This window comes from Kineosporia sp. NBRC 101731, assembly GCF_030269305.1.
Classification (GTDB): domain Bacteria; phylum Actinomycetota; class Actinomycetes; order Actinomycetales; family Kineosporiaceae; genus Kineosporia.
In genome coordinates this window covers 1,102,996-1,121,257 of the sequence record NZ_BSTC01000001.1, presented here as the reverse complement: position 1 = coordinate 1,121,257, position 18,262 = coordinate 1,102,996, and the positions used below count along the sequence as shown (strand labels likewise).

14 protein-coding genes are annotated in these 18,262 nt (G+C 68.5%); 2 read left to right on the top strand and 12 right to left on the bottom strand.

The genetic code is table 11. From position 1 onward, the window contains the following. Both QSK05_RS04865 and rarD read left to right on the top strand, forming a co-directional pair. Complete coding sequence (locus QSK05_RS04865; RefSeq protein WP_285594316.1) at positions 1-1,092, top strand: 2-oxoacid:ferredoxin oxidoreductase subunit beta; 1,092 nt, start codon at positions 1-3, stop codon at positions 1,090-1,092. A 69-nt stretch (positions 1,093-1,161) separates the two neighbouring features. Further along, positions 1,162-2,094 (top strand): EamA family transporter RarD, encoded by a 933-nt coding sequence (gene rarD, locus QSK05_RS04860; RefSeq protein WP_285594314.1) that lies wholly within the window; start codon positions 1,162-1,164, stop codon positions 2,092-2,094. On the opposite strand, the gene QSK05_RS04855 is transcribed toward rarD, so the two are convergent. The 12 genes from QSK05_RS04855 to nuoF all read right to left on the bottom strand — a co-directional run bounded on the left by QSK05_RS04855 (position 2,091) and on the right by nuoF (position 18,259). Further along, the gene (locus QSK05_RS04855; protein WP_285594312.1) at positions 2,091-4,358 is read right to left on the bottom strand and encodes an FdhF/YdeP family oxidoreductase; all 2,268 of its coding nucleotides are present in this window, start codon (positions 4,356-4,358) and stop codon (positions 2,091-2,093) included. The genes rarD and QSK05_RS04855 overlap by 4 nt on opposite strands. A gap of 184 nt (positions 4,359-4,542) precedes the next feature. Next, a complete protein-coding gene (locus QSK05_RS04850; RefSeq protein WP_285595165.1) occupies positions 4,543-4,860 on the bottom strand; it encodes a Uma2 family endonuclease in 318 nt (105 codons plus the stop codon). Positions 4,861-4,987: 127 nt separating this feature from the next. After that, complete coding sequence (locus QSK05_RS04845; protein WP_285594310.1) at positions 4,988-5,989, bottom strand: polyprenyl synthetase family protein; 1,002 nt, start codon at positions 5,987-5,989, stop codon at positions 4,988-4,990. 5 nt (positions 5,990-5,994) lie between these two features. Beyond that, a complete protein-coding gene (gene nuoN / locus QSK05_RS04840; RefSeq protein ID WP_352300280.1) occupies positions 5,995-7,536 on the bottom strand; it encodes an NADH-quinone oxidoreductase subunit NuoN in 1,542 nt (513 codons plus the stop codon). A 35-nt stretch (positions 7,537-7,571) separates the two neighbouring features. Beyond that, positions 7,572-9,101: an NADH-quinone oxidoreductase subunit M gene (locus QSK05_RS04835; RefSeq protein WP_285594306.1), complete on the bottom strand. Its 1,530-nt coding sequence runs from the start codon at positions 9,099-9,101 to the stop codon at positions 7,572-7,574. 18 nt (positions 9,102-9,119) lie between these two features. Beyond that, positions 9,120-11,054 carry an NADH-quinone oxidoreductase subunit L gene (gene nuoL, locus QSK05_RS04830; RefSeq protein ID WP_285594304.1) on the bottom strand — a complete coding sequence of 645 codons (1,935 nt, stop codon included), beginning with the start codon at positions 11,052-11,054 and terminating at the stop codon, positions 9,120-9,122. Between the two features lie 14 nt (positions 11,055-11,068). Beyond that, positions 11,069-11,368 (bottom strand): NADH-quinone oxidoreductase subunit NuoK, encoded by a 300-nt coding sequence (gene nuoK, locus QSK05_RS04825; RefSeq protein ID WP_285594302.1) that lies wholly within the window; start codon positions 11,366-11,368, stop codon positions 11,069-11,071. Further along, entirely contained in the window at positions 11,365-12,339 is a 975-nt protein-coding gene (locus QSK05_RS04820) for an NADH-quinone oxidoreductase subunit J (protein ID WP_285594300.1), read from the bottom strand. Before QSK05_RS04820 ends, nuoK begins: the two co-directional genes overlap by 4 nt. Continuing rightward, the gene (gene nuoI, locus QSK05_RS04815) at positions 12,336-12,980 is read right to left on the bottom strand and encodes an NADH-quinone oxidoreductase subunit NuoI (RefSeq protein WP_285594298.1); all 645 of its coding nucleotides are present in this window, start codon (positions 12,978-12,980) and stop codon (positions 12,336-12,338) included. Before nuoI ends, QSK05_RS04820 begins: the two co-directional genes overlap by 4 nt. Next, positions 12,973-14,310, bottom strand: a complete 1,338-nt coding sequence (gene nuoH, locus QSK05_RS04810; RefSeq protein WP_285594296.1) for an NADH-quinone oxidoreductase subunit NuoH — start codon at positions 14,308-14,310, stop codon at positions 12,973-12,975. The genes nuoI and nuoH overlap by 8 nt, the downstream gene beginning before the upstream one ends. 2 nt (positions 14,311-14,312) lie before the next feature. Further along, entirely contained in the window at positions 14,313-16,937 is a 2,625-nt protein-coding gene (locus QSK05_RS04805; RefSeq protein WP_285594294.1) for an NADH-quinone oxidoreductase subunit G, read from the bottom strand. Continuing rightward, positions 16,937-18,259 carry an NADH-quinone oxidoreductase subunit NuoF gene (gene nuoF, locus QSK05_RS04800; RefSeq protein WP_285594292.1) on the bottom strand — a complete coding sequence of 441 codons (1,323 nt, stop codon included), beginning with the start codon at positions 18,257-18,259 and terminating at the stop codon, positions 16,937-16,939. The genes QSK05_RS04805 and nuoF overlap by 1 nt, the downstream gene beginning before the upstream one ends. Between the last annotated feature and the right edge of the window lie 3 nt (positions 18,260-18,262).

The following is an 18,262-nucleotide window of genomic DNA, read 5'->3' as shown; positions in this document are numbered from 1 at the left end:
ATGACCACGGAACTCGGTATGCCGAGTGTGCTCTCCGGCCTGGCCGGAGTGCCGCTCCTGACCCCGGACGACCCGAAGCAGACCCGCAAGGACTTCACCGCCGACGCCGAGGTGCGCTGGTGCCCGGGCTGCGGCGACTACGCGATCCTCGCCGCCGTGCAGGGTTTCATGCCCGAGCTGGGCATCCGGCGGGAGAACGTGGTCTGTGTCTCGGGCATCGGCTGCTCGTCCCGTTTCCCGTACTACCTGGACACCTACGGCCTGCACTCGATCCACGGACGGGCCCCGGCGATCGCGACCGGCCTGGTCACGGCCCGGCCCGACCTGAACGTCTGGGTGATCACGGGCGACGGCGACGCGCTCTCGATCGGTGGCAACCACCTGATCCACGCGCTGCGCCGCAACGTGAACCTGACCATCCTGCTGTTCAACAACCGCATCTACGGCCTCACCAAGGGTCAGTACTCACCCACCAGCGAACCCGGCAAGATCACCAAGTCGACGCCGGTCGGTTCGGTGGACACCCCGTTCAACCCGGTGTCCCTGGCACTGGGCGCCGAGGCCACGTTCGTCGCCCGTACCCTCGACTCCGACCGCAAGCACCTCACCTCGGTGCTGAAACAGGCCGTGGAACATCGTGGTTCGGCGCTCGTGGAGATCTACCAGAACTGCCCGATCTTCAACGACGGCGCGTTCGACGTGCTGAAAGACCGTGACGAGGCCCAGGCCCGGCTGATCCGGCTGGAGCACGGCGAGCCGATCCGCTTCGGGGTGGACGGCACCAAGGGCGTGGTGCGGGCGGCCGACGGCACGCTCGAGGTGGCCGACATCGACGCGGCCGGTCTCGAGAACGTGCTGGTGCACGACGCCGAGAACCCGAACCCGGCCACCCAGTTCGCCCTGTCCCGGCTCGACGACCCGACGCTGTCGCACGTGCCGCTCGGAGTGTTCCGCAAGGTCGTGCGCCCGGCCTACGACGACCTGGTGCGGGCCCAGGTGAACGGTGCGGTCGAGGCCAACAACGGCCCGGCCACGGACGACGACCTGACCGCGCTGCTGGCCGGCAAGGACACCTGGACCGTCGCCGGGTAAGCCGGGTGACCCGGGCCCGGACGGGGTCGGCGTCCGGCAGCACCCGGCCGCCCCCCATAGAATCGTGGGATGAATCCGGAGACCCGTAAAGGCATCATCTACGGCTTCTCCTGCTACCTGTTGTGGGGCATCTTCCCGCTCTACTTCCGGCTCCTGGCCGATTCCGGTGCGATCGAGGTGCTGTCCTACCGGATCCTCTGCAGCGGGGTGCTCTGCCTCGTCCTCCTCACGGCCCTGCGCTCGTGGCCGGAGGTCGGGGCGGTGCTCCGGAACCGCCGTCAGCTGCTGCTCCTGGGCACGGCCGCGTTCCTGATCGCGATCAACTGGGGCGTCTACATCTACGCCGTCAACAGCGATCAGGTGGTCGAGGCCGCGCTCGGCTACTTCCTGAACCCGCTGATCACCGTGGCCCTGGGCGTCATCGTGCTGCGCGAGCGGCTACGTGTGATGCAGTGGGCCGCCGTGGGCGTGGGCGTGGTCGCCGGCATCGTCCTGACCGTGAACTACGGGCATGTGCCAACGATCGCCCTCTCCCTGGCCCTCAGCTTCGGCACCTACGGCCTGCTGAAGAAGCAGGTCGGCAGCAACGGCGGGGTCAGCGCCCTGGCCGGGCTGAGCACCGAGAACCTGGTGCTGGCGCCGTTCACGATCATCACGCTGGTCGTGCTGGGCGCTCAGGGCAACAGCACCTTCGCCGACAACCCGCCGTGGCAGGCGCTTCTGCTCGTGTCGACGGGTTTCGTCACGGTCGTGCCGCTGCTGCTCTTCGCCTCCGCGGCCAGCCGGGTGCCGCTCTCCACCATGGGTCTGCTGCAGTACATGACCCCCGTACTGCAGTTCCTCTGCGGCGTGCTGGTGCTGGACGAGCACATGCCGGCCTCCCGCTGGGCCGGCTTCGGCCTGGTCTGGGTGGCCCTGGTGCTCCTGACCTCCGACAGCCTGGTCACCGCGCGGCGGCAGCGATCCGATCGACTCGCCGCCGCCCGCGTCGCTGTTTCCTAGACCTTCTCGAGCCGCACGATCACGGACTTCGAGGTGGGCGTGTTGCTGGTGTCGGCCACGCTGTCCAGCGGCACCAGCACGTTCGTCTCCGGGTAGTAGGCCGCCGCGCAGCCCTTCGCGGTGTCGTACTGCACGATCCGGAAGTTCTCGGCGCGCCGGTCCACCCCGTCCACCCACTCCGAGACCAGGTCGACCATCTCCCCGTCGGCCAGCCCGAGCGTCCGTAGATCGTCGGCATTCACGAACACCACCCGGCGGCCGCCCGTGACGCCGCGGTAGCGGTCGTCCAGACCGTAGATCGTGGTGTTGTACTGGTCGTGGCTGCGCAGGGTCTGCAGCAGCAACCGGCCTTCGGGGATCTTCGGGTACTCCAGCGGGCAGGCGGTGAAGTTGGCCCGGCCGGTCTTCGTCGGGAAACGGCGGCTGCGCGTGGCGTGCGGCAGCGTGAAACCTTTCGGGTCGGCCAGTTTCGTCTCGTAGTCGTCGAAGCCGGGCACCACCCGGGAGATCCGGTCGCGGATCGTGGAGTAGTCGGCCTCGAAGTCGTCCCAGGGCACGTCCACCCGGTCGCCGACCGCCCGCCGGGCCAGGCGGGTCACGATCGCCACCTCGGAGAGCAGCTGATCGGACGGGGGCTTGAGGTGTCCGCGCGAACCGTGCACCCGGCTCATCGAGTCCTCGACGCTGACCTTCTGATCACCCGAGGCCTGCCGGTCGCGGTCGGTGCGGCCGAGCGTGGGCAGGATCAGCGCGGTCTCGCCGCAGACCGTGTGTGAGCGGTTGAGCTTGGTCGAGACCTGCACGGTGAGGCGGCACTGACGCAGGGCCGCCTCGGTCAGGTTGCTGTCAGGTGTGGCCCGCACGAAGTTGCCGCCGACCGCCATGAACACGTCGATCTCACCGTCGCGCATGGCCCGCAGGCTGTCGACCACGTCGAAGCCGTGTTGGCGCGGCGGCTCGAAGCCGAACTCCTGCTGCAGGTTGTCGAGGAACCACTCGGGCATCTTCTCGAAGATGCCCATGGTGCGGTCGCCCTGCACGTTGCTGTGACCGCGTACCGGGCACACCCCGGCTCCCGGACGGCCCAGGTTTCCCTGGATCATCAGCACGTTCACGATCTCGTGGATCGTCGGCACCGAGTGCTTGTGCTGCGTGATGCCCATCGCCCAGCAGACGATGGTCTTGCGCGAGGCCAGGAACCGGTCGGCCAGATCGCGCACCTGCGACTGCGTCAGGCCGGTCGCCCGGACCAGCTCGGCCAGGTCGAGACCCTTGATGTGGGCGGCGTACTCGTCGAACCCGGCGGTGTGCTCGGCGATGAACGCGTGGTCGATCACCTCGTCGTGCTGCAGCAGGATCTGGGCCACGGCCATCAGCAGGGCCTGGTCACCGCCGATCCGGATCTGCAGGAAGTCGTCAGCCAGCGGAGTGCCCGAACCCACGACGCCCTTCGGCGTCTGCGGGTTGCGGAAGTTGATGAGGCCGGCCTCGGGCAGCGGGTTCACCGCCACGATCACGGCGCCGTTCTGCTTGGCCGCCTCCAGCGTGGCGAGCATGCGCGGGTGGTTGGTGCCCGGGTTCTGGCCCATCACCACGATCAGATCGGCCTGCTCGAGGTCGTCGATCTGCACGCTGCCCTTACCCACGCCGATCGCCTCGGTCAGCGCCGAGCCGGACGACTCGTGGCACATGTTCGAGCAGTCGGGCAGGTTGTTCGTGCCCAGCGCCCGCACCATCAGCTGGTACACGAAAGCGGCTTCGTTGCTCGTACGGCCCGAGGTGTAGAAGGTCGCCCGGTTCGGGCTGTCCAGCCCCCGCAGCTCGGTCGCGATCAGGTCGAACGCGGAGTCCCAGCTGATCGGCACGTAGTGGTCCTGGCCGGCGGGCTTGATCAGCGGCTCGGTGAGCCGGCCCTGCTGTCCCAGCCACCAGTCGGTCTTCTGGTCGAGCTCGGAGACGGCGTGCCGGGCGAAGAAGTCCGCCCCGATCGTGCGCTTCGTCGCCTCCTCGGCGACGGCCTTGGCCCCGTTCTCGCAGAACTCCGCCACATGCCGGTGGTCTTTCTCCGGCCAGGCACAGCCCGGACAGTCGAACCCGTCCTTCTGGTTCAGCTTCAGCAGCGTGCGCGTGGTGCGGGTGGCGCCCATCTGCTCGTACGACTTCTTCAGCGCGTGGTAAACCCCGGGAACGCCGGCGGCGGAGTCCTTGGAATGCCCGACCTGAACGTCGCTCTCGTCGAAATCTTCGCGCGGAGCTCGACTCATGACCCGGACCTCACAATCGGCAGCACTACAGAACCCACTCTTGTGACGCTACCTGAGGGGTAGGTGAGTCACCAGAGCAGCCCCCGTGGAGTCAAGAGAACAAGGAACGCGTCGGGCGGGTCGAGGGCACGGGGCGCCTCGGGTATGTCGGCCCGCACAGGATGGAGGACGCCCGGCGCTTGCGTCAGATGCGGTCGAGTCCGGTGAGATCGATGTCGATCTCGAAAGGCGTGGTCGACGTGAGGCGCTCTCGGTAGATACCGGTGTGCCGGTAGAACCTGATCGTGTGGTCGAGTTCGTAGACGTGGACGACCGGCAGGTTGCCTTCGTTCTCGACGATCCAGTAGTGCTGGATCCGGTGACGCGCATAGATCTCCAGCTTGGTCTCGCGGTCGTTCTCTTCGGTGTCGTTCGATATCACTTCGACGACGAGAATGAGGTCGTCCGGGGCGAAGGAGTTCTTCGTCAAATCATTGGCTGCCTCGGCCTTGGCGACCGAGATGTGTGGATCCCCCGATCATCTAGACATTTGTGAAAATGCCCAATTTCCTGACGTGGGGAAAGCCTAAAAGAGACATGCCCGGCCACCCCTGCACAGGGGCTACCGGGCACGGTTACGCGGGTCGGTGTCAGCGGGTGCGGTCGACCACGGCTTCCGCGAACTTCTGCAGGGCGGCCTTGGCCGGCGACTGCGGCAGCGGATCGAGGGTGCTGACGGCGTCGTGGGCCCAGCGGGCCGCCTCGTCGCGGGCGGTGTCCATCACCTTGTGCTCGTTGAGAGCCTCGATGGTCTCGGCCAGCCGGGCGTCGTCGGAGAGGTCGCCGTCGAGCATGCCGACAATGGTGGACGCGTCGGTGTCACCGTCGGCGGCGGCCCGGCGGACCAGGAGGGTGGGCAGGGTGGGCACGCCCTCGCGCAGGTCGGTGCCCTGCACCTTGCCGGAGACCCGGCCGGCACTGGAGAGGTCGATGACGTCGTCGGCGAGCTGGAAGGCGACACCGACGAGCTCGCCGTAGCGGATCATGATGTCGATCGTCTGCGCGTCACAGCCGCCGAACATGGCACCGAAGCGGCCGGCGGTGGCGATGAGCGAACCGGTCTTGTCGCCGAGCACCTGCAGGTAGTGGGCGATCGGGTCGTCGGTGGGCGACGGGCCGACCGTCTCGTGCATCTGGCCCAGGCACAGCCGCTCGAAGGTGGCGGCCTGGATGTCGACGGCCTCGGGGCCGAGCTCGGCGACGATGCGCGACGCCCGGGCGAAGAGCAGGTCACCGACGAGGATCGCGACCTGGTTGCCCCAGACCAGGTGGGCCGCGGCGGCACCGCGGCGCTGGTCGGCGGAGTCCATCACGTCGTCGTGGTAGAGCGAGGCGAGGTGGGTCAGCTCGACGACCACCCCGGCCTGCACGGCCTCGGGACGGTCTCCGTCACCGAGGTGTGCGGCCAGCAGGGTGAGCATCGGGCGGACCCGCTTGCCCCCTGCCTCCACGAGATGACGGGAGGCCGTATCAGCGAGCTGGTCGGTCTGCTGGACCGCCTCTCGCAGCCGGGCCTCGACCGTTTCCATGCCGATACGAACGGACTCGGCAAGGGCGGCGTCGGCCACCGGCAGATCCAGGGAAGCGGTCACAGCACTCACGGTAAGAACACAGACGAGCTGTTGGCCAATTGAAGGGCAGCGGCAGGGAGGATGCCGAGCCCGATCGTCGCGACGACACCGACGCCGACGGCGAGGGTCGTCAGGGCTCCGGGGCGGGTCACGGTTACAGCATCGCCTACCGAGTCGTTGAAGTACATCAACACGATGACGCGGATGTAGAAGAAGACGGCGATCGCGCTGGCCGCCACACCCACGACCACCAGGCCCGGACCCCACGGCGCCTGGTCGGCAGCGGCCGAGAAGACCGCGAACTTGCTGGTGAAGCCGCTGGTCAGCGGAATTCCGGCGAAAGCCAGGAGGAACAGCGTGAAGATCGCGGCGAGCCACGGCGACCGCTTGCCGAGCCCCTGCCACTGGGAGAGGTGAGTAGCCTCACCGCCGACACCGCCGTCCGGGGTGGAGGTACGCACCATGGCCACCAGGGCGAAGGCCCCGATGGTGGTGAAGCCGTAGGCCGCGAGGTAGAACAGCACCGCACCGATACCCGCCCGGTCCATCGCCAGCAGGCCGACGAGGATGAACCCGGCGTGGGCGATCGAGGAGTAGGCCAGCATGCGCTTCACGTCGGCCTGGACGATCGCGATGATCGAGCCGACCAGCATGGTCAGGGCGGCGATCACCCAGATCACCGGCTGCCAGTCCCAGCGCACGCCCGGGATGGCGACGTAGGCGATACGCAGCAGTGCACCGAACGCGGCGACCTTGGTGCAGGCGGCCATGAAGCCGGTGACCGGGGTGGGGGCGCCCTGGTACACGTCCGGGGTCCAGGACTGGAACGGCACCGCGCCGACCTTGAACAGCAGGCCGACCGCGAGCAGGCCGATACCCATGAGCAGCAGGCCGTCCTTGCCGACCACGGCCGAGGCGGCGGTGGTGCCGCCGCCGTCCGCGATCGCCGCGGCGATGGCCGACAGGCGCACGGAGCCCGCGAAGCCGTAGAGGAGAGCGGCACCGAACAGGAAGAACGCCGACGAGAACGCGCCCAGCAGGAAGTACTTCAGCGACGCCTCCTGGGACAGGAGACGACGGCGACGGGCCATGCCGCAGAGCAGGTACAGCGGCAGCGACAGCACCTCGAGGGCGATGAACATCGTCAGCAGGTCGTTCGAGGCCGGGAAGAGCAGCATGCCGACCAGCGAGAACAGGATCAGCGGGTAGATCTCGGTCTGCACCAGGCCGAGGCGCGAGGCGCGGGCCTCGTCCACCGATCCGGGCACCGCGGAGGCCTGCGACGTGAACGCGCTGGACTCCGGCGAGGCCTCGTCGGCCATGGTCAGCACGGCCATCAGGGCGAGTACCAGGATGGTGCCCTGGAGGAAGAGCGCCGGACCGTCGATGACGACCGCGCCGCCGGCGGTGGTCTTGGAGGTGTCCTGGGTGGCCAGGTAGACCACGAAGATCAAGCCGGTGGCGATGCTGACCGTCGCCAGGAAGACCTGGATGATGAACCGCTGGGCGCGCGGTGCGAAGGCCTCGACGAGCACGGCGAGCAGCGCCGCGACGAAGACGGCCAGCATCGGCGCTACCGCGGTGTAGTCGACCGAAGGAGCGTTCACTTGTTCTCTCCCTCAACTGCGACGGTCGGCTCGGGGTCCGTGACGCCGACCTGCTGCATGGTGGTGCTGATGGCTGGATTGATGACGTCCAGAACGGGTTTCGGGTAGACACCGAGGAAGAGGATGACCACGACCAGGGGTGCGACCACCAGGACCTCGCGGGTGCTGAGGTCTTTCCAGCCGTTCGAGTACTCCTTGACCGGCCCGGTGAACATGCGCTGGTAGGTCAGCAGGATGTAGAGGGCCGCGAGCACGATGCCGAGCGTGGCCAGTACGGCCACCGCCGGGTACTTGATGAACGTGCCGGTCAGCACCATGAATTCGCTGACGAAGCTCGACATGCCGGGCAGCGCCAGGCTGGACAGACCGGCCAGCAGGAAGCCCGCGGCGAGCACCGGGGTGGTGCGCTGCAGGCCGCCGTACTCGTCGATGTCGGCCGAGCCGCGGCGGTGGATCAGCATGCCCGCGACCAGGAACAGCGCGGCGGTGGAGAAGCCGTGGTTGACCATGTAGAGGGTCGAACCGGCCTGGCCGGTGGACGTCATCGCGAAGATGCCGAGCACGATGAAACCGAAGTGCGAGATCGAGGTGTAGGCGATCAGGCGCTTGAGGTCGGTCTGGCCGATCGCCAGCAGCGCCCCGTAGAGCACGGAGACCACGGCCAGGGCCAGGATCGTCGGTGCGGCCCACTTGCTGGCTCCGGGGAAGAGCGGCAGGCAGAGGGTCAGCATGCCGAAGGTGCCGATCTTGTCGAGCACACCGACCAGCAGCACCGCCACCCCGGCCGGGGCCTCGGCGGCCGCGTCGGGCAGCCAGGTGTGCACCGGCCAGATCGGCGCCTTGATCGCGAACGCGATGAAGAGCGAGACGAACATCAGCCGCTCGGCCGTCGGGCTGGAGAAGTCCAGGCCGGTCAGATTGTCGATCAGGAAGCCGCGATCACCGCCCGGACCGGCGTGGTAGAGGCTGATCACCCCGACCAGCATGATCAGCCCACCGGTGAGCGAGTAGCTGAGGAACTTCACGGCGGCGTACCGGCGACGCTGCTCGTTGCCGCCGAAGGCCCCGATCAGGAAGTAGACCGGGATCAGGATGGCCTCGAAGAACACGTAGAAGAGGAAGAGGTCGCGCGCCGCGAAGACGCCGATCATCATCGCCTCGAGCACCATGATCAGCCCGTAGAACAACCGGGCCTTCTCCTCGTCCACCTCGTTCCAGGCGGCCAGCACGCAGACCGGCACCAGCACGGTGGACAGCGCCACCATCACCAGGCCGATGCCGTTCACGCCGAGCGCGTAGCTGACGCCGAACTCACTGATCCAGGAATGCAGTTCGGTGAGCTGGATCTCGCCGGCGCGTGCGGTGTCGAACTGCAGCGCCGCGACCACGGTCAGTGCGAACGCCACCAGCGAGACGCCGAGGGCGACATGCCTCGCCCGCGGCGCGAGCGCCTTGGGCAGGGCCGCGATCACGGCCGAGCCCGCCAGAGGGACGGCTCCGATCACCGTCAGCCAGGGGAAGTCCATGGGTTCCTCAATCAGTGATTACAGGCGGACGGCGAGCATGCCGCCGAGGAGGATGACGACGCCCGCGAGCATCGACGCGGCATAGGAACGGACCAGACCGGTCTGGAGGAGGCGCAGCCTGCCGCCGAGGCCGCCGATGAGAGCGGCCAGGCCGCGCACGGCACCGTCCACACCCCGGTTGTCCACGAACACCAGCGCGCGGGTCAGGTACTGGCCCGGGCGCATGAACAGGCCTTCGTTGATGTCGTCCTGGAACAGGTCGTGCCGGGCGGCGCGGGTGAGAAGGCTTCCGCGGGGCGCGGTCACGGGGACCGAGGCCTGCCAGTACATCCGCCAGGCCAGGGCCACGCCCACCGCGACGAGAACCAGTGTGGCCCCGGTGATCACGGGAACCGAGAGCACCGGTTCCTCCTCGCCGTGGGCGCCGGTCACCGGCTCCAGCCAGTGCACGAGCCCGTTGGTGACGCCCAGCGCCAGACCGAGGAAGGCCGAGCCGATCGCGAGGATCATCATCGGCACCGTCATCAGGGCCGGCGACTCGTGCGGGTGGGCGTCGTCGTTCCAGCGCTTCTCCTTGCCCTGGAAGGTCATGAAGAAGAGGCGGGACATGTAGAAGGCGGTGATACCGGCGGCCAGCATGGCGGTGAGCCCGAAGACCCAGGGCCGCCAGCCCTCCCCGATGAACGCGGCCTCGATGATCTTGTCCTTGCTCCAGAAGCCGGACAGGAACGGGAAGCCGATGATGGCCAGCCAACCCAGCCCGAACGTCACCCAGGTGATCTTCATGACCCCGGAAAGACGTCCGAACGTGCGCATGTTCACCGAGTCGTTCATGCCGTGCATGACCGATCCGGCGCCGAGGAACATGCCGGCCTTGAAGAAGCCGTGGGTGAGCAGGTGGAAGATCGCGAAGGCGGCGCCGACCGGGCCCAGCCCGGCAGCGAGCATCATGTAGCCGATCTGCGACATCGTCGAGGCGGCCAGGGCCTTCTTGATGTCGTCCTTCGCACAGCCGACGATCGCCCCGTAGACCAGGGTGATCGCACCGACGATGACGACCACCAGCTGGGCGTCCGGCGCACCGATGTAGACCGGCCCGGAGCGCACCACCAGGTAGACACCGGCGGTGACCATGGTCGCGGCGTGGATCAGTGCGGAAACCGGTGTGGGACCGGCCATCGCGTCGCCGAGCCAGGACTGCAACGGGAACTGCGCGGACTTTCCACAGGCGCCGACCAGGAGCAGCAGGCCGATGACGGTGAGCTTGTTCTCGCTCGCGGAGTCGGCGTTCGCGAAGACGTCGCTGAACGAGACGCTGCCGAACGCGGCGAACATCGCCATGATCGCCAGCGAAAGTCCCACGTCACCGACGCGGTTGACGATGAACGCCTTCTTGGCGGCGGTGGCGTAGGCCGGGTTGTAGTTCCAGAAACCGATCAGCAGGTAGGACGCAAGACCGACGCCCTCCCAGCCGACGAACATCAGGAGGTAGGAGTCGGCCAGGACCAGGAGCAGCATCGAGGCGACGAAGAGGTTGAGGTAGGCGAAGAACCGGCGCCGGTCCGGGTCGTGCTCCATGTAGGCCACGGAGTAGACGTGGATCAGCGAGCCGACGAACGTCACCAGCAGCACGAACGCGATCGACAGCTGGTCGACCAGCAGCCCGGCGTCGAGGCGGAACGTGCCCGCCTGGATCCAGGTGAACAGGTTCAGGTGGATCGCACGTTCCTCGGCGTCCGCGCCCAGCAGGCTGAAGAAGAGCAGTGCGCCCCAGACGAAGGCGGCCCAGCTCATCACCACGCCGAGCCAGTGGCCCCACTTGTCCAGGCGGCGACCGCCGAGCAGGAGGATCGCGGCACCCAGGGCCGGCAGGGCGACCAGCAGCCAGGCGCCGGACTGAACGGCGCCCTCCGCGGCCTGGTACACCCCCGGCTCGGCGGCGGAAGTCAGCATCACGGCCGTGCCTCTCAGTACTTCAGCAGGTTGGCGTCGTCGACCGACGCAGACCTGCGGGTGCGGAAGATGGTGAAGATGATCGCCAGTCCGACGACCACCTCGGCGGCCGCGACGAGCATCACGAACAGCGCGATCACCTGGCCCTCGATGTTCCCGTTGATGCGGGAGAAGGTGACGAACGCCAGGTTGGCGGCGTTCAGCATGAGCTCGACGCCCATGAAGACCACGATCGCGTTCTTCCGGACCAGCACGGTCACGGCACCGATCGAGAACAGCAGCACCGACAGGTACAGCCAGTGAATCTGGTTCATGACCGGTCCCCTTCGGTCTTGGCGGTCGTCCCGGTCGTCCCGGTCGTCCCGGTCGTCGTTGCGGTCTTCGTGGCGGTCTCGATGGTGGACGTGCTGGTCGTCCCGGTCTCGAACCCCGGGTTCCCGGGGCCCTTGAGCGGGTGGCCCTGCGCGTCCGCCTGGTTCTGGGCGTTCGGGCTGATCTCCGCCTCGATGATCGCCACGTCCTCGGCGACCGTGAGCACGGACTGGTTCTGCCCCCGGGCGATGAGCACCCGCGAGACCGACAGCTCGGACGGGCTGCCGTCGGGCAGCAGGGCCGGGATGTCGACCGCGTTGTGCCGGGCGAAGACACCGGGCGAGGGCAGCGGGGCCTTGATCGTGCCTTCCTTGATGCGCTTGATCGCCAGGTCGCGCTGCGTCGCCTTCGGGGTGAGCCGCTCGCGGTGCGCCAGCACCATCGCGCCGAGCACCGCGGTGATCAGCAGGGCGCTGGTGGCCTCGAAGGCCCAGACGTACTGGCCGAAGATCATCTCGGCCATCTTCGTCATGTTGCCCTCGGCGTCGATGTTCTGCAGACCCTTGGCGCCGTCGTAGGTGACCTGACCGATCACCGTGATCATCAGGCCGGCCAGGCCGAGACCGAAGACCAGGGCCAGCCAGCGCTGACCCTTGATGGTCTCGACCAGCGAGTCCGAGGAGTCGACGCCGACCAGCATCATCATGAAGAGGAACAGCATCATCACGGCGCCGGCGTAGACGAAGATCTGCACCACTCCGAGGAACGGTGCCTGCAGCGCCAGGTAGACGATGCCGAGGCAGACCATCACCAGAGCCATGCACAGCGCGGCGTGAACCGCCTTGCGGCAGAACAGCAGACCGAGTGCGGCGGGCACGGAAATGATCGCGATGACCCAGAACAGCCAGTTCTCACCGCTGCTGCCGTAGTCGGAGGCGCCGGGTGAGGTGGCGAGCAGGAGCGCGGTGTTCACCGGTCGCCCCCCTTGACCGACTCGACCGGCTCGGCCTTCTCGTCCTCGCCCGTGCGCGCGTCCACCCATTCCTGCTGCTCGGGCACCGACTGGGTGACCTTGCCCTGGTAGTAGTCCTGTTCGGTGGTGCCGGGCACCATCGGGTGCGGGGCCGGGATCATCCCGCCGAGCACCGGGGCCAGCAGGTCCTGCTTCTCGAAGATCAGGCCGGCCCGGGTGCTGCCCTTGAGCTGCTCGTACTCGTTCGTCATGGTCAGGGCCCGGGTCGGGCAGGCCTCGATGCACAGGCCGCAGAGGATGCAGCGCAGGTAGTTGATCTGGTAGACGCGGCCGTAGCGCTCACCGGGCGAGAACCGGTCTTCCTCGGTGTTGTCCGCTCCCTCGACGAAGATGGCGTCGGCCGGGCAGGCCCAGGCGCACAGCTCGCAGCCGATGCACTTCTCCAGCCCGTCGGGGTGCCGGTTCAGCTGGTGACGCCCGTGGAACCGGGGTGCGGTCGGGACCTTCTGTTCCGGGTACTGCTCGGTGACAACCTTCGTGAACATCGTCGCGAAGGTGACACCGAACCCGGCGATGGGGGCGAAGGCCGAGAGCCAGCCACCGCCGTCCGACGAGGTCTCGTTCGAATTGCGGTCAGCCACCGCGGACCTCCTCCAGTGCGGGTGTTGCGTCAGTGGGGCCGGAAGCCTGACCCTCGTTCTGCCCATTGGTCCGGATCAGCCGCTGGCCGGGCATCGCCGGCACCGGGAATCCGCCCGCGAACGGGTCGACCGGGATCTCCGGGTCGGCCGGCTTCTCCTCGGGCGGCGTGCCTCTCAGAGCCTCGACCGCGCCCCAGACGATCGCCAGCACCAGCACCACTCCGACCAGGATCATGACCCGGTCGCGGCGGTCGATGTTGCCGAACTGGTCCATGGCCCGCACGACGGCCACGGCCATCGTCCAGAGCAGGGCGGCCGGGATGAGGATTTTCCAGCCGAAGCGCATGAACTGGTCGTAGCGCAGACGCGGCAGCGTGCCGCGCAGCCAGATGTACATGAACAGGAAGAGACAGGTCTTGACCGCGAACCAGATCAGTGGCCAGTAGCCGGTGTTCGCGTCGTCCCACAGCGAGATCGGCCACGGGGCCCGCCATCCGCCGAGGAACAGCGTGGTCGCCAGCATCGAGACGGTGACCATGTTGACGTACTCGGCGAGGAAGAACAGGGCGAACTTCAGTGAGCTGTACTCGGTGTGGAAGCCACCGACCAGCTCACCCTCGGCCTCGGGCAGGTCGAACGGGGCCCGGTTGGTCTCGCCGACCATCGCGATCACGTAGATGACGAACGACGGCAGCAGTGGCAGGCACCACCAGATCGACTGCTGTGCCTCGACGATCGCCGAGGTGGACATCGAGCCGGAGTACAGGAACACGCTGACCAGCGAGAGCCCCATCGCGATCTCGTAAGAGATGACCTGGGCCGAGGACCGCAGACCACCCAGCAGCGGGTAGGTCGAGCCGGACGACCAGCCGGCCAGCACGATGCCGTACACCCCGATCCCGGCCACGGCCAGGATGAACAGCACCGCGACGTTCATGTCGGTGAGCTGCAGCGGAGTGTCGATGTCGGTGAACGGGATACGGACCTGCGGCCCGAACGGGATCACCGCGAACGAGGTGAAGCAGGCCGTGCAGGCGATCAATGGCGCGATCACGAAGACGACCTTGTCGGCCGCCGCCGGGATGATGTCTTCCTTCAGCGCCAGTTTCACGCCGTCGGCCAGGGACTGCAGCAGGCCGAACGGTCCGTGGCGGTTGGGGCCGGGACGCGACTGCATCCGGCCCACCACGCGGCGCTCGGCCCAGATCATCAGCAGCGTCGCGACGACGGCCACCGCGAACAGCAGCACGGCCTTCACCAGGACGACCCAGCCGGTGTCCTCGGAGAAGTTCGCCGTCGGGTTCTCCGCGAGAAGCGCGGGCGTGAGCACGATCAGGCTCCCATCAGCTGGTCACCGGCGAGCCGCACGGAGACCGCGTCACCGTTGCCGGCCGCCAGCTTCGAGCGGACCGGGCTGCCCGGGGAATTGCTGGGCAGCCAGACGACGCCGTCGGGCATCGGGGTCAGGGCGAGCGGCAAGGTGATCTCCCCACGGTCGTTGAACACCGTCACGTTGCTCGAGATCCCGTTCTGCACGCCCAGTTGCGCGGCGGTGACCGGAGACATCCGGGCGACCGCGCGGTGTGCGGTGCCCGCCAGGTACGGCTCGCCGTCCTGCAGCCGGCCCCGGTCGAGCAGCATCGACCAGGTCGAGAGCACGGTGGTTCCGGCCACCGGCACGGTGTGGTTCTCGGGCTTGTCCGCCTTCGCACCCTCCCAGCGACCCAGGGAGGCCAGCTCGGCGGTGCCGGACAGCTCGCCGCGCAGCCCGAGCCAGGCCCCGACCTCGGAGGCCAGGGAGTCGAGCACCTCGCCGTCGCTGAGGGCGTCGGAGGTGAGGGCCTGCGGGAACTCCCGGTGACGGCCCTCCCAGTTGAGGTACGTGCCGCCCTTCTCGGCGGGCGGGGCCACCGGCAGCACGACGTCGGCGTAGGCCGTCACCGCGCTGGCCCGCACCTCGAGGCTGACCACGAACGACGCGGTCTCCAGGGCGGCCCGGGCAGCGGCCGGATCGGGCATGTCGTCGGGGTCGACACCACCGACGAGCAGACCGGCCAGGACGCCGGCGGCGGCGGCGTCGACGATCCGGGTGGCGTCGCGTCCGGGCTGGGAGGGAAGGCTCTCCACGTCCCAGGCCGCAGCCATGTCGACCCGGGCGGCCGGGTCGGAGACCGGGCGGCCACCGGGCAGCAGACCGGGCAGGGCGCCGGCCTCGACCGCACCCCGCTCCCCGGCCCGGCGCGGCACCCAGGCCAGCCGGGCACCGGAGCTCGCGGCCAGGGCCAGGGCGGCCTGGTAGGCACCGGGCGACTCGGTCAGGCGCGGGCCGAGCAGGATGATCGAACCGGGCTCGGCCACCGCCTCGGCGGCGGCCGCGGTACCGAGTGCGGCGGCCTCCTGACCGGGAACGGTCTGGAGCAGCGTGCCGGACAGCTTGATCAGGCCGCGGCTGGCCCAGGGCGCGATCGAGTAGACCTTCTTGCGGCCCTTCAGCACCGACTTGCGCAGCCGCAGGAAGACGCTGGCCGCCTCTTCCTCGGCCTCCAGACCGGCGAGCAGCACCGACGGTGCGGCCTCCAGCGCGGCGTAGGTGACGCCCAGGCCGGTACCGGCCACGGCGTGGCTGAGGAAGGCCTCCTCCTCGGCCGAGTGGGCCCGGGAACGGAAGTCGATGTCGTTGGTGCGCAGCACCACTCGCGCGAACTTGGCGTAGGCGTAGGCGTCACCGACGGTCAGCCGACCGCCGGGCAGCACACCCACTCCCCCGGCGTCGCGCGCCTTGAGCAGGCCCTTCGCCGCCACCTCGAGGGCGTACGGCCAGCTCACCGGCTCCAGCTCCCCGGACTCCGGGTCGCGCACCAGCGGGTGGGTCAGACGGTCGGCGCCGGTGGACCAGGTGAAGGCCCAGCGACCCTTGTCGCAGTTCCACTCCTCGTTCACCGCGCTGTCTTCCGCCGCCAGACGCCGCGCGACCTTGCCGCGACGGTGGTCGACGCGCAGCGCGCAGCCCCCGGCGCAGTGCTCGCAGACGCCCTTGCTCGACACCAGGTCGAACGGGCGGGCCCGGAACCGGTAGGCCGCACCGGTCAGCGCGCCGACCGGGCAGATCTGGATGGTGTTGCCGGAGAAGTAGCTGGCGAACGGCTGGCCCGACTCGTCGAGCATGGACTCGCCGCGGGTGGTGATGCCGTCGGCCGCGTAGGTACCGGTGACGTGATCGTGCGAGGCGCCGCGGGACTCATCTTTCGTGGACCCCTGGGTCGGGGACTCCACGGTGGGCTCGAGTTCCTCGCTGGTGCGGACGACGGGGTAAGGCAGATCGACGTGGAAGTCCAGGACGCCGGGCGAGAAGGTACCGATCTGCTGGTGCGCGCCGCGCATCTGCAGATCGATGAACGGGTCGCCGGCGATCTCCTTGGAGAACCGGGTGCAGCGTTGGCAGAGGATGCAGCGCTCCCGGTCGAGCAGCACCTGGGTGGAGATCCGGATCGGCTTGGGGAAGGTGCGCTTCACCTCGGTGAAGCGGCTCTCGCCCTGGCCGTTCGCGAGGGCCTGGTTCTGCAGCGGGCATTCGCCACCCTTGTCGCAGACCGGGCAGTCCAGCGGGTGGTTGATGAGCAGCAGCTCCATGACCCCGCGCTGGGCCTTCTCCGAGACCGGCGAGGTGAGCTGGGTCTTGACCACCATCCCGGGGGTGGCCGTCATGGTGCAGGATGCCTGCGGCTTGGGCATCGGCCGCACGTTCCCCTCCCGGTCCGGCATGGCGACCTCGACCAGGCACTGCCGGCAGGCGCCGGCCGGGGCCAGGAGCGGATGGTCGCAGAACCGCGGGATGGCGATGCCCAGTTCCTCGGCGGCGCGGATCAGCAGGGTGCCCTTGGGCACGCTGACCTCGACCCCGTCGATGGTCAGGGTCACCAGATCAACGGCTGGCTTGGACGGATCGGTGACGGTCATCAGGCGTTCACTCCAGCAAAGAGCGTGGACTTCACCGGGTCGAAGGGGCAGCCGCCCTCGTCCAGGTGGCGCAGGTACTCGTCCCGGAAGTGCTGGACGGACGAGCTGATCGGGCTGGTCGCGCCGTCACCGAGGGCGCAGAACGAGCGGCCCAGGATGTTGTCGCAGATGTCTAGCAGACGGTCCAGGTCGGACGGCTGACCCTGACCGTTCTCCAGCTGGCGCAGCACCTGAACCAGCCAGTACGTGCCCTCACGGCACGGGGTGCACTTGCCGCAGGACTCGTGCGCGTAGAACTCGGTCCAGCGCAGTACGGCCCGCACCACGCAGACCGTCTCGTCGAAGATCTGCAGCGCCCGGGTGCCGAGCATCGAACCGGCGGCCCCGGTGGACTCGAAGTCCAGGGGCACGTCGAGGTGTTCAGCCGTGAACATCGGGGTGGACGAGCCGCCCGGGGTCCAGAACTTCAGCTCGTGGCCTTCGCGCATGCCCCCGGCCATGTCGATCAGCTCGCGCAGCGTGATGCCCAGCGGGGCCTCGTACTGGCCGGGCCGCTTCACGTGCCCGGAGAGCGAGAAGAAACCGAAACCGGCGCTCTTGGCAGTGCCCATGCCCGAGAACCAGCTCGAGCCGTTGTCGATGACGCTCGGCACGCTGGCGATGGACTCGACGTTGTTGACCACGGTGGGCCGGGCGTACAGACCCGCGACCGCCGGGAACGGCGGCTTCAGGCGGGGCTGACCGCGCCGTCCCTCGAGCGAGTCGAGCAGCGCCGTCTCCTCGCCGCAGATGTAGGCGCCGGCGCCGGCGTGCACCACGATGTCGATGTTCTGCCCGGAGCCCAGCACGTTCTCGCCGAGATAACCCGCGGCGCGGGCCTCCTCGACCGCCTGCAGCAGACGGCGGTACACGTGCACGACCTCGCCGCGCAGGTAGATGAACGCGCGTTCGGCCCGGATCGCGTGGCAGGTGATGATCGCGCCCTCGATCAGGTACTGGGGCGTCGCCATCATCAGCGGAATGTCTTTACAGGTTCCCGGTTCCGACTCGTCGGCGTTGATCACCAGGTAGCGCGGGTTGCCGTCGGGCTTGGGCAGGAAACTCCACTTGAGCCCGGTCGGGAAGCCGGCGCCGCCCCGGCCGCGCAGGCCGGAGTCCTTCACCGCACTGACGACGTCTTCCGGGGCCATGGCCAGCGCCTTGCGCAGGGCCTGGTAACCGCCGTTGCGCTCGTAGCTCTCCAGGGTCCAGGACTCGGCCTCGTTCCAGTGCTTCGACAGCACGGGGGTGAGAGTGACCGGCTCACGTACTGTTTCAGTCATCGG

Excerpts from the sequence above, each read along its gene's own strand:
- rarD (WP_285594314.1), top strand. The coding sequence starts at position 1,162 with ATGAATCCGGAGACCCGTAAAGGCATCATCTACGGCTTCTCCTGCTAC.
- nuoN (WP_352300280.1), bottom strand. The coding sequence starts at position 7,536 with ATGCTGGCCGTCTTCGTCGCGGCGCTGCTCGCCGTGCTCGTCGAGGCC.
- nuoF (WP_285594292.1), bottom strand. The coding sequence starts at position 18,259 with ATGACTGAAACAGTACGTGAGCCGGTCACTCTCACCCCCGTGCTGTCG.
- nuoK (WP_285594302.1), bottom strand. The coding sequence starts at position 11,368 with ATGAACCAGATTCACTGGCTGTACCTGTCGGTGCTGCTGTTCTCGATC.
- QSK05_RS04835 (WP_285594306.1), bottom strand. The coding sequence starts at position 9,101 with ATGGACTTCCCCTGGCTGACGGTGATCGGAGCCGTCCCTCTGGCGGGC.
- QSK05_RS04865 (WP_285594316.1), top strand. The coding sequence starts at position 1 with ATGACCACGGAACTCGGTATGCCGAGTGTGCTCTCCGGCCTGGCCGGA.
- nuoL (WP_285594304.1), bottom strand. The coding sequence starts at position 11,054 with ATGCTGACTTCCGCCGCCGAGCCGGGGGTGTACCAGGCCGCGGAGGGC.
- QSK05_RS04855 (WP_285594312.1), bottom strand. The coding sequence starts at position 4,358 with ATGAGTCGAGCTCCGCGCGAAGATTTCGACGAGAGCGACGTTCAGGTC.
- QSK05_RS04805 (WP_285594294.1), bottom strand. The coding sequence starts at position 16,937 with ATGACCGTCACCGATCCGTCCAAGCCAGCCGTTGATCTGGTGACCCTG.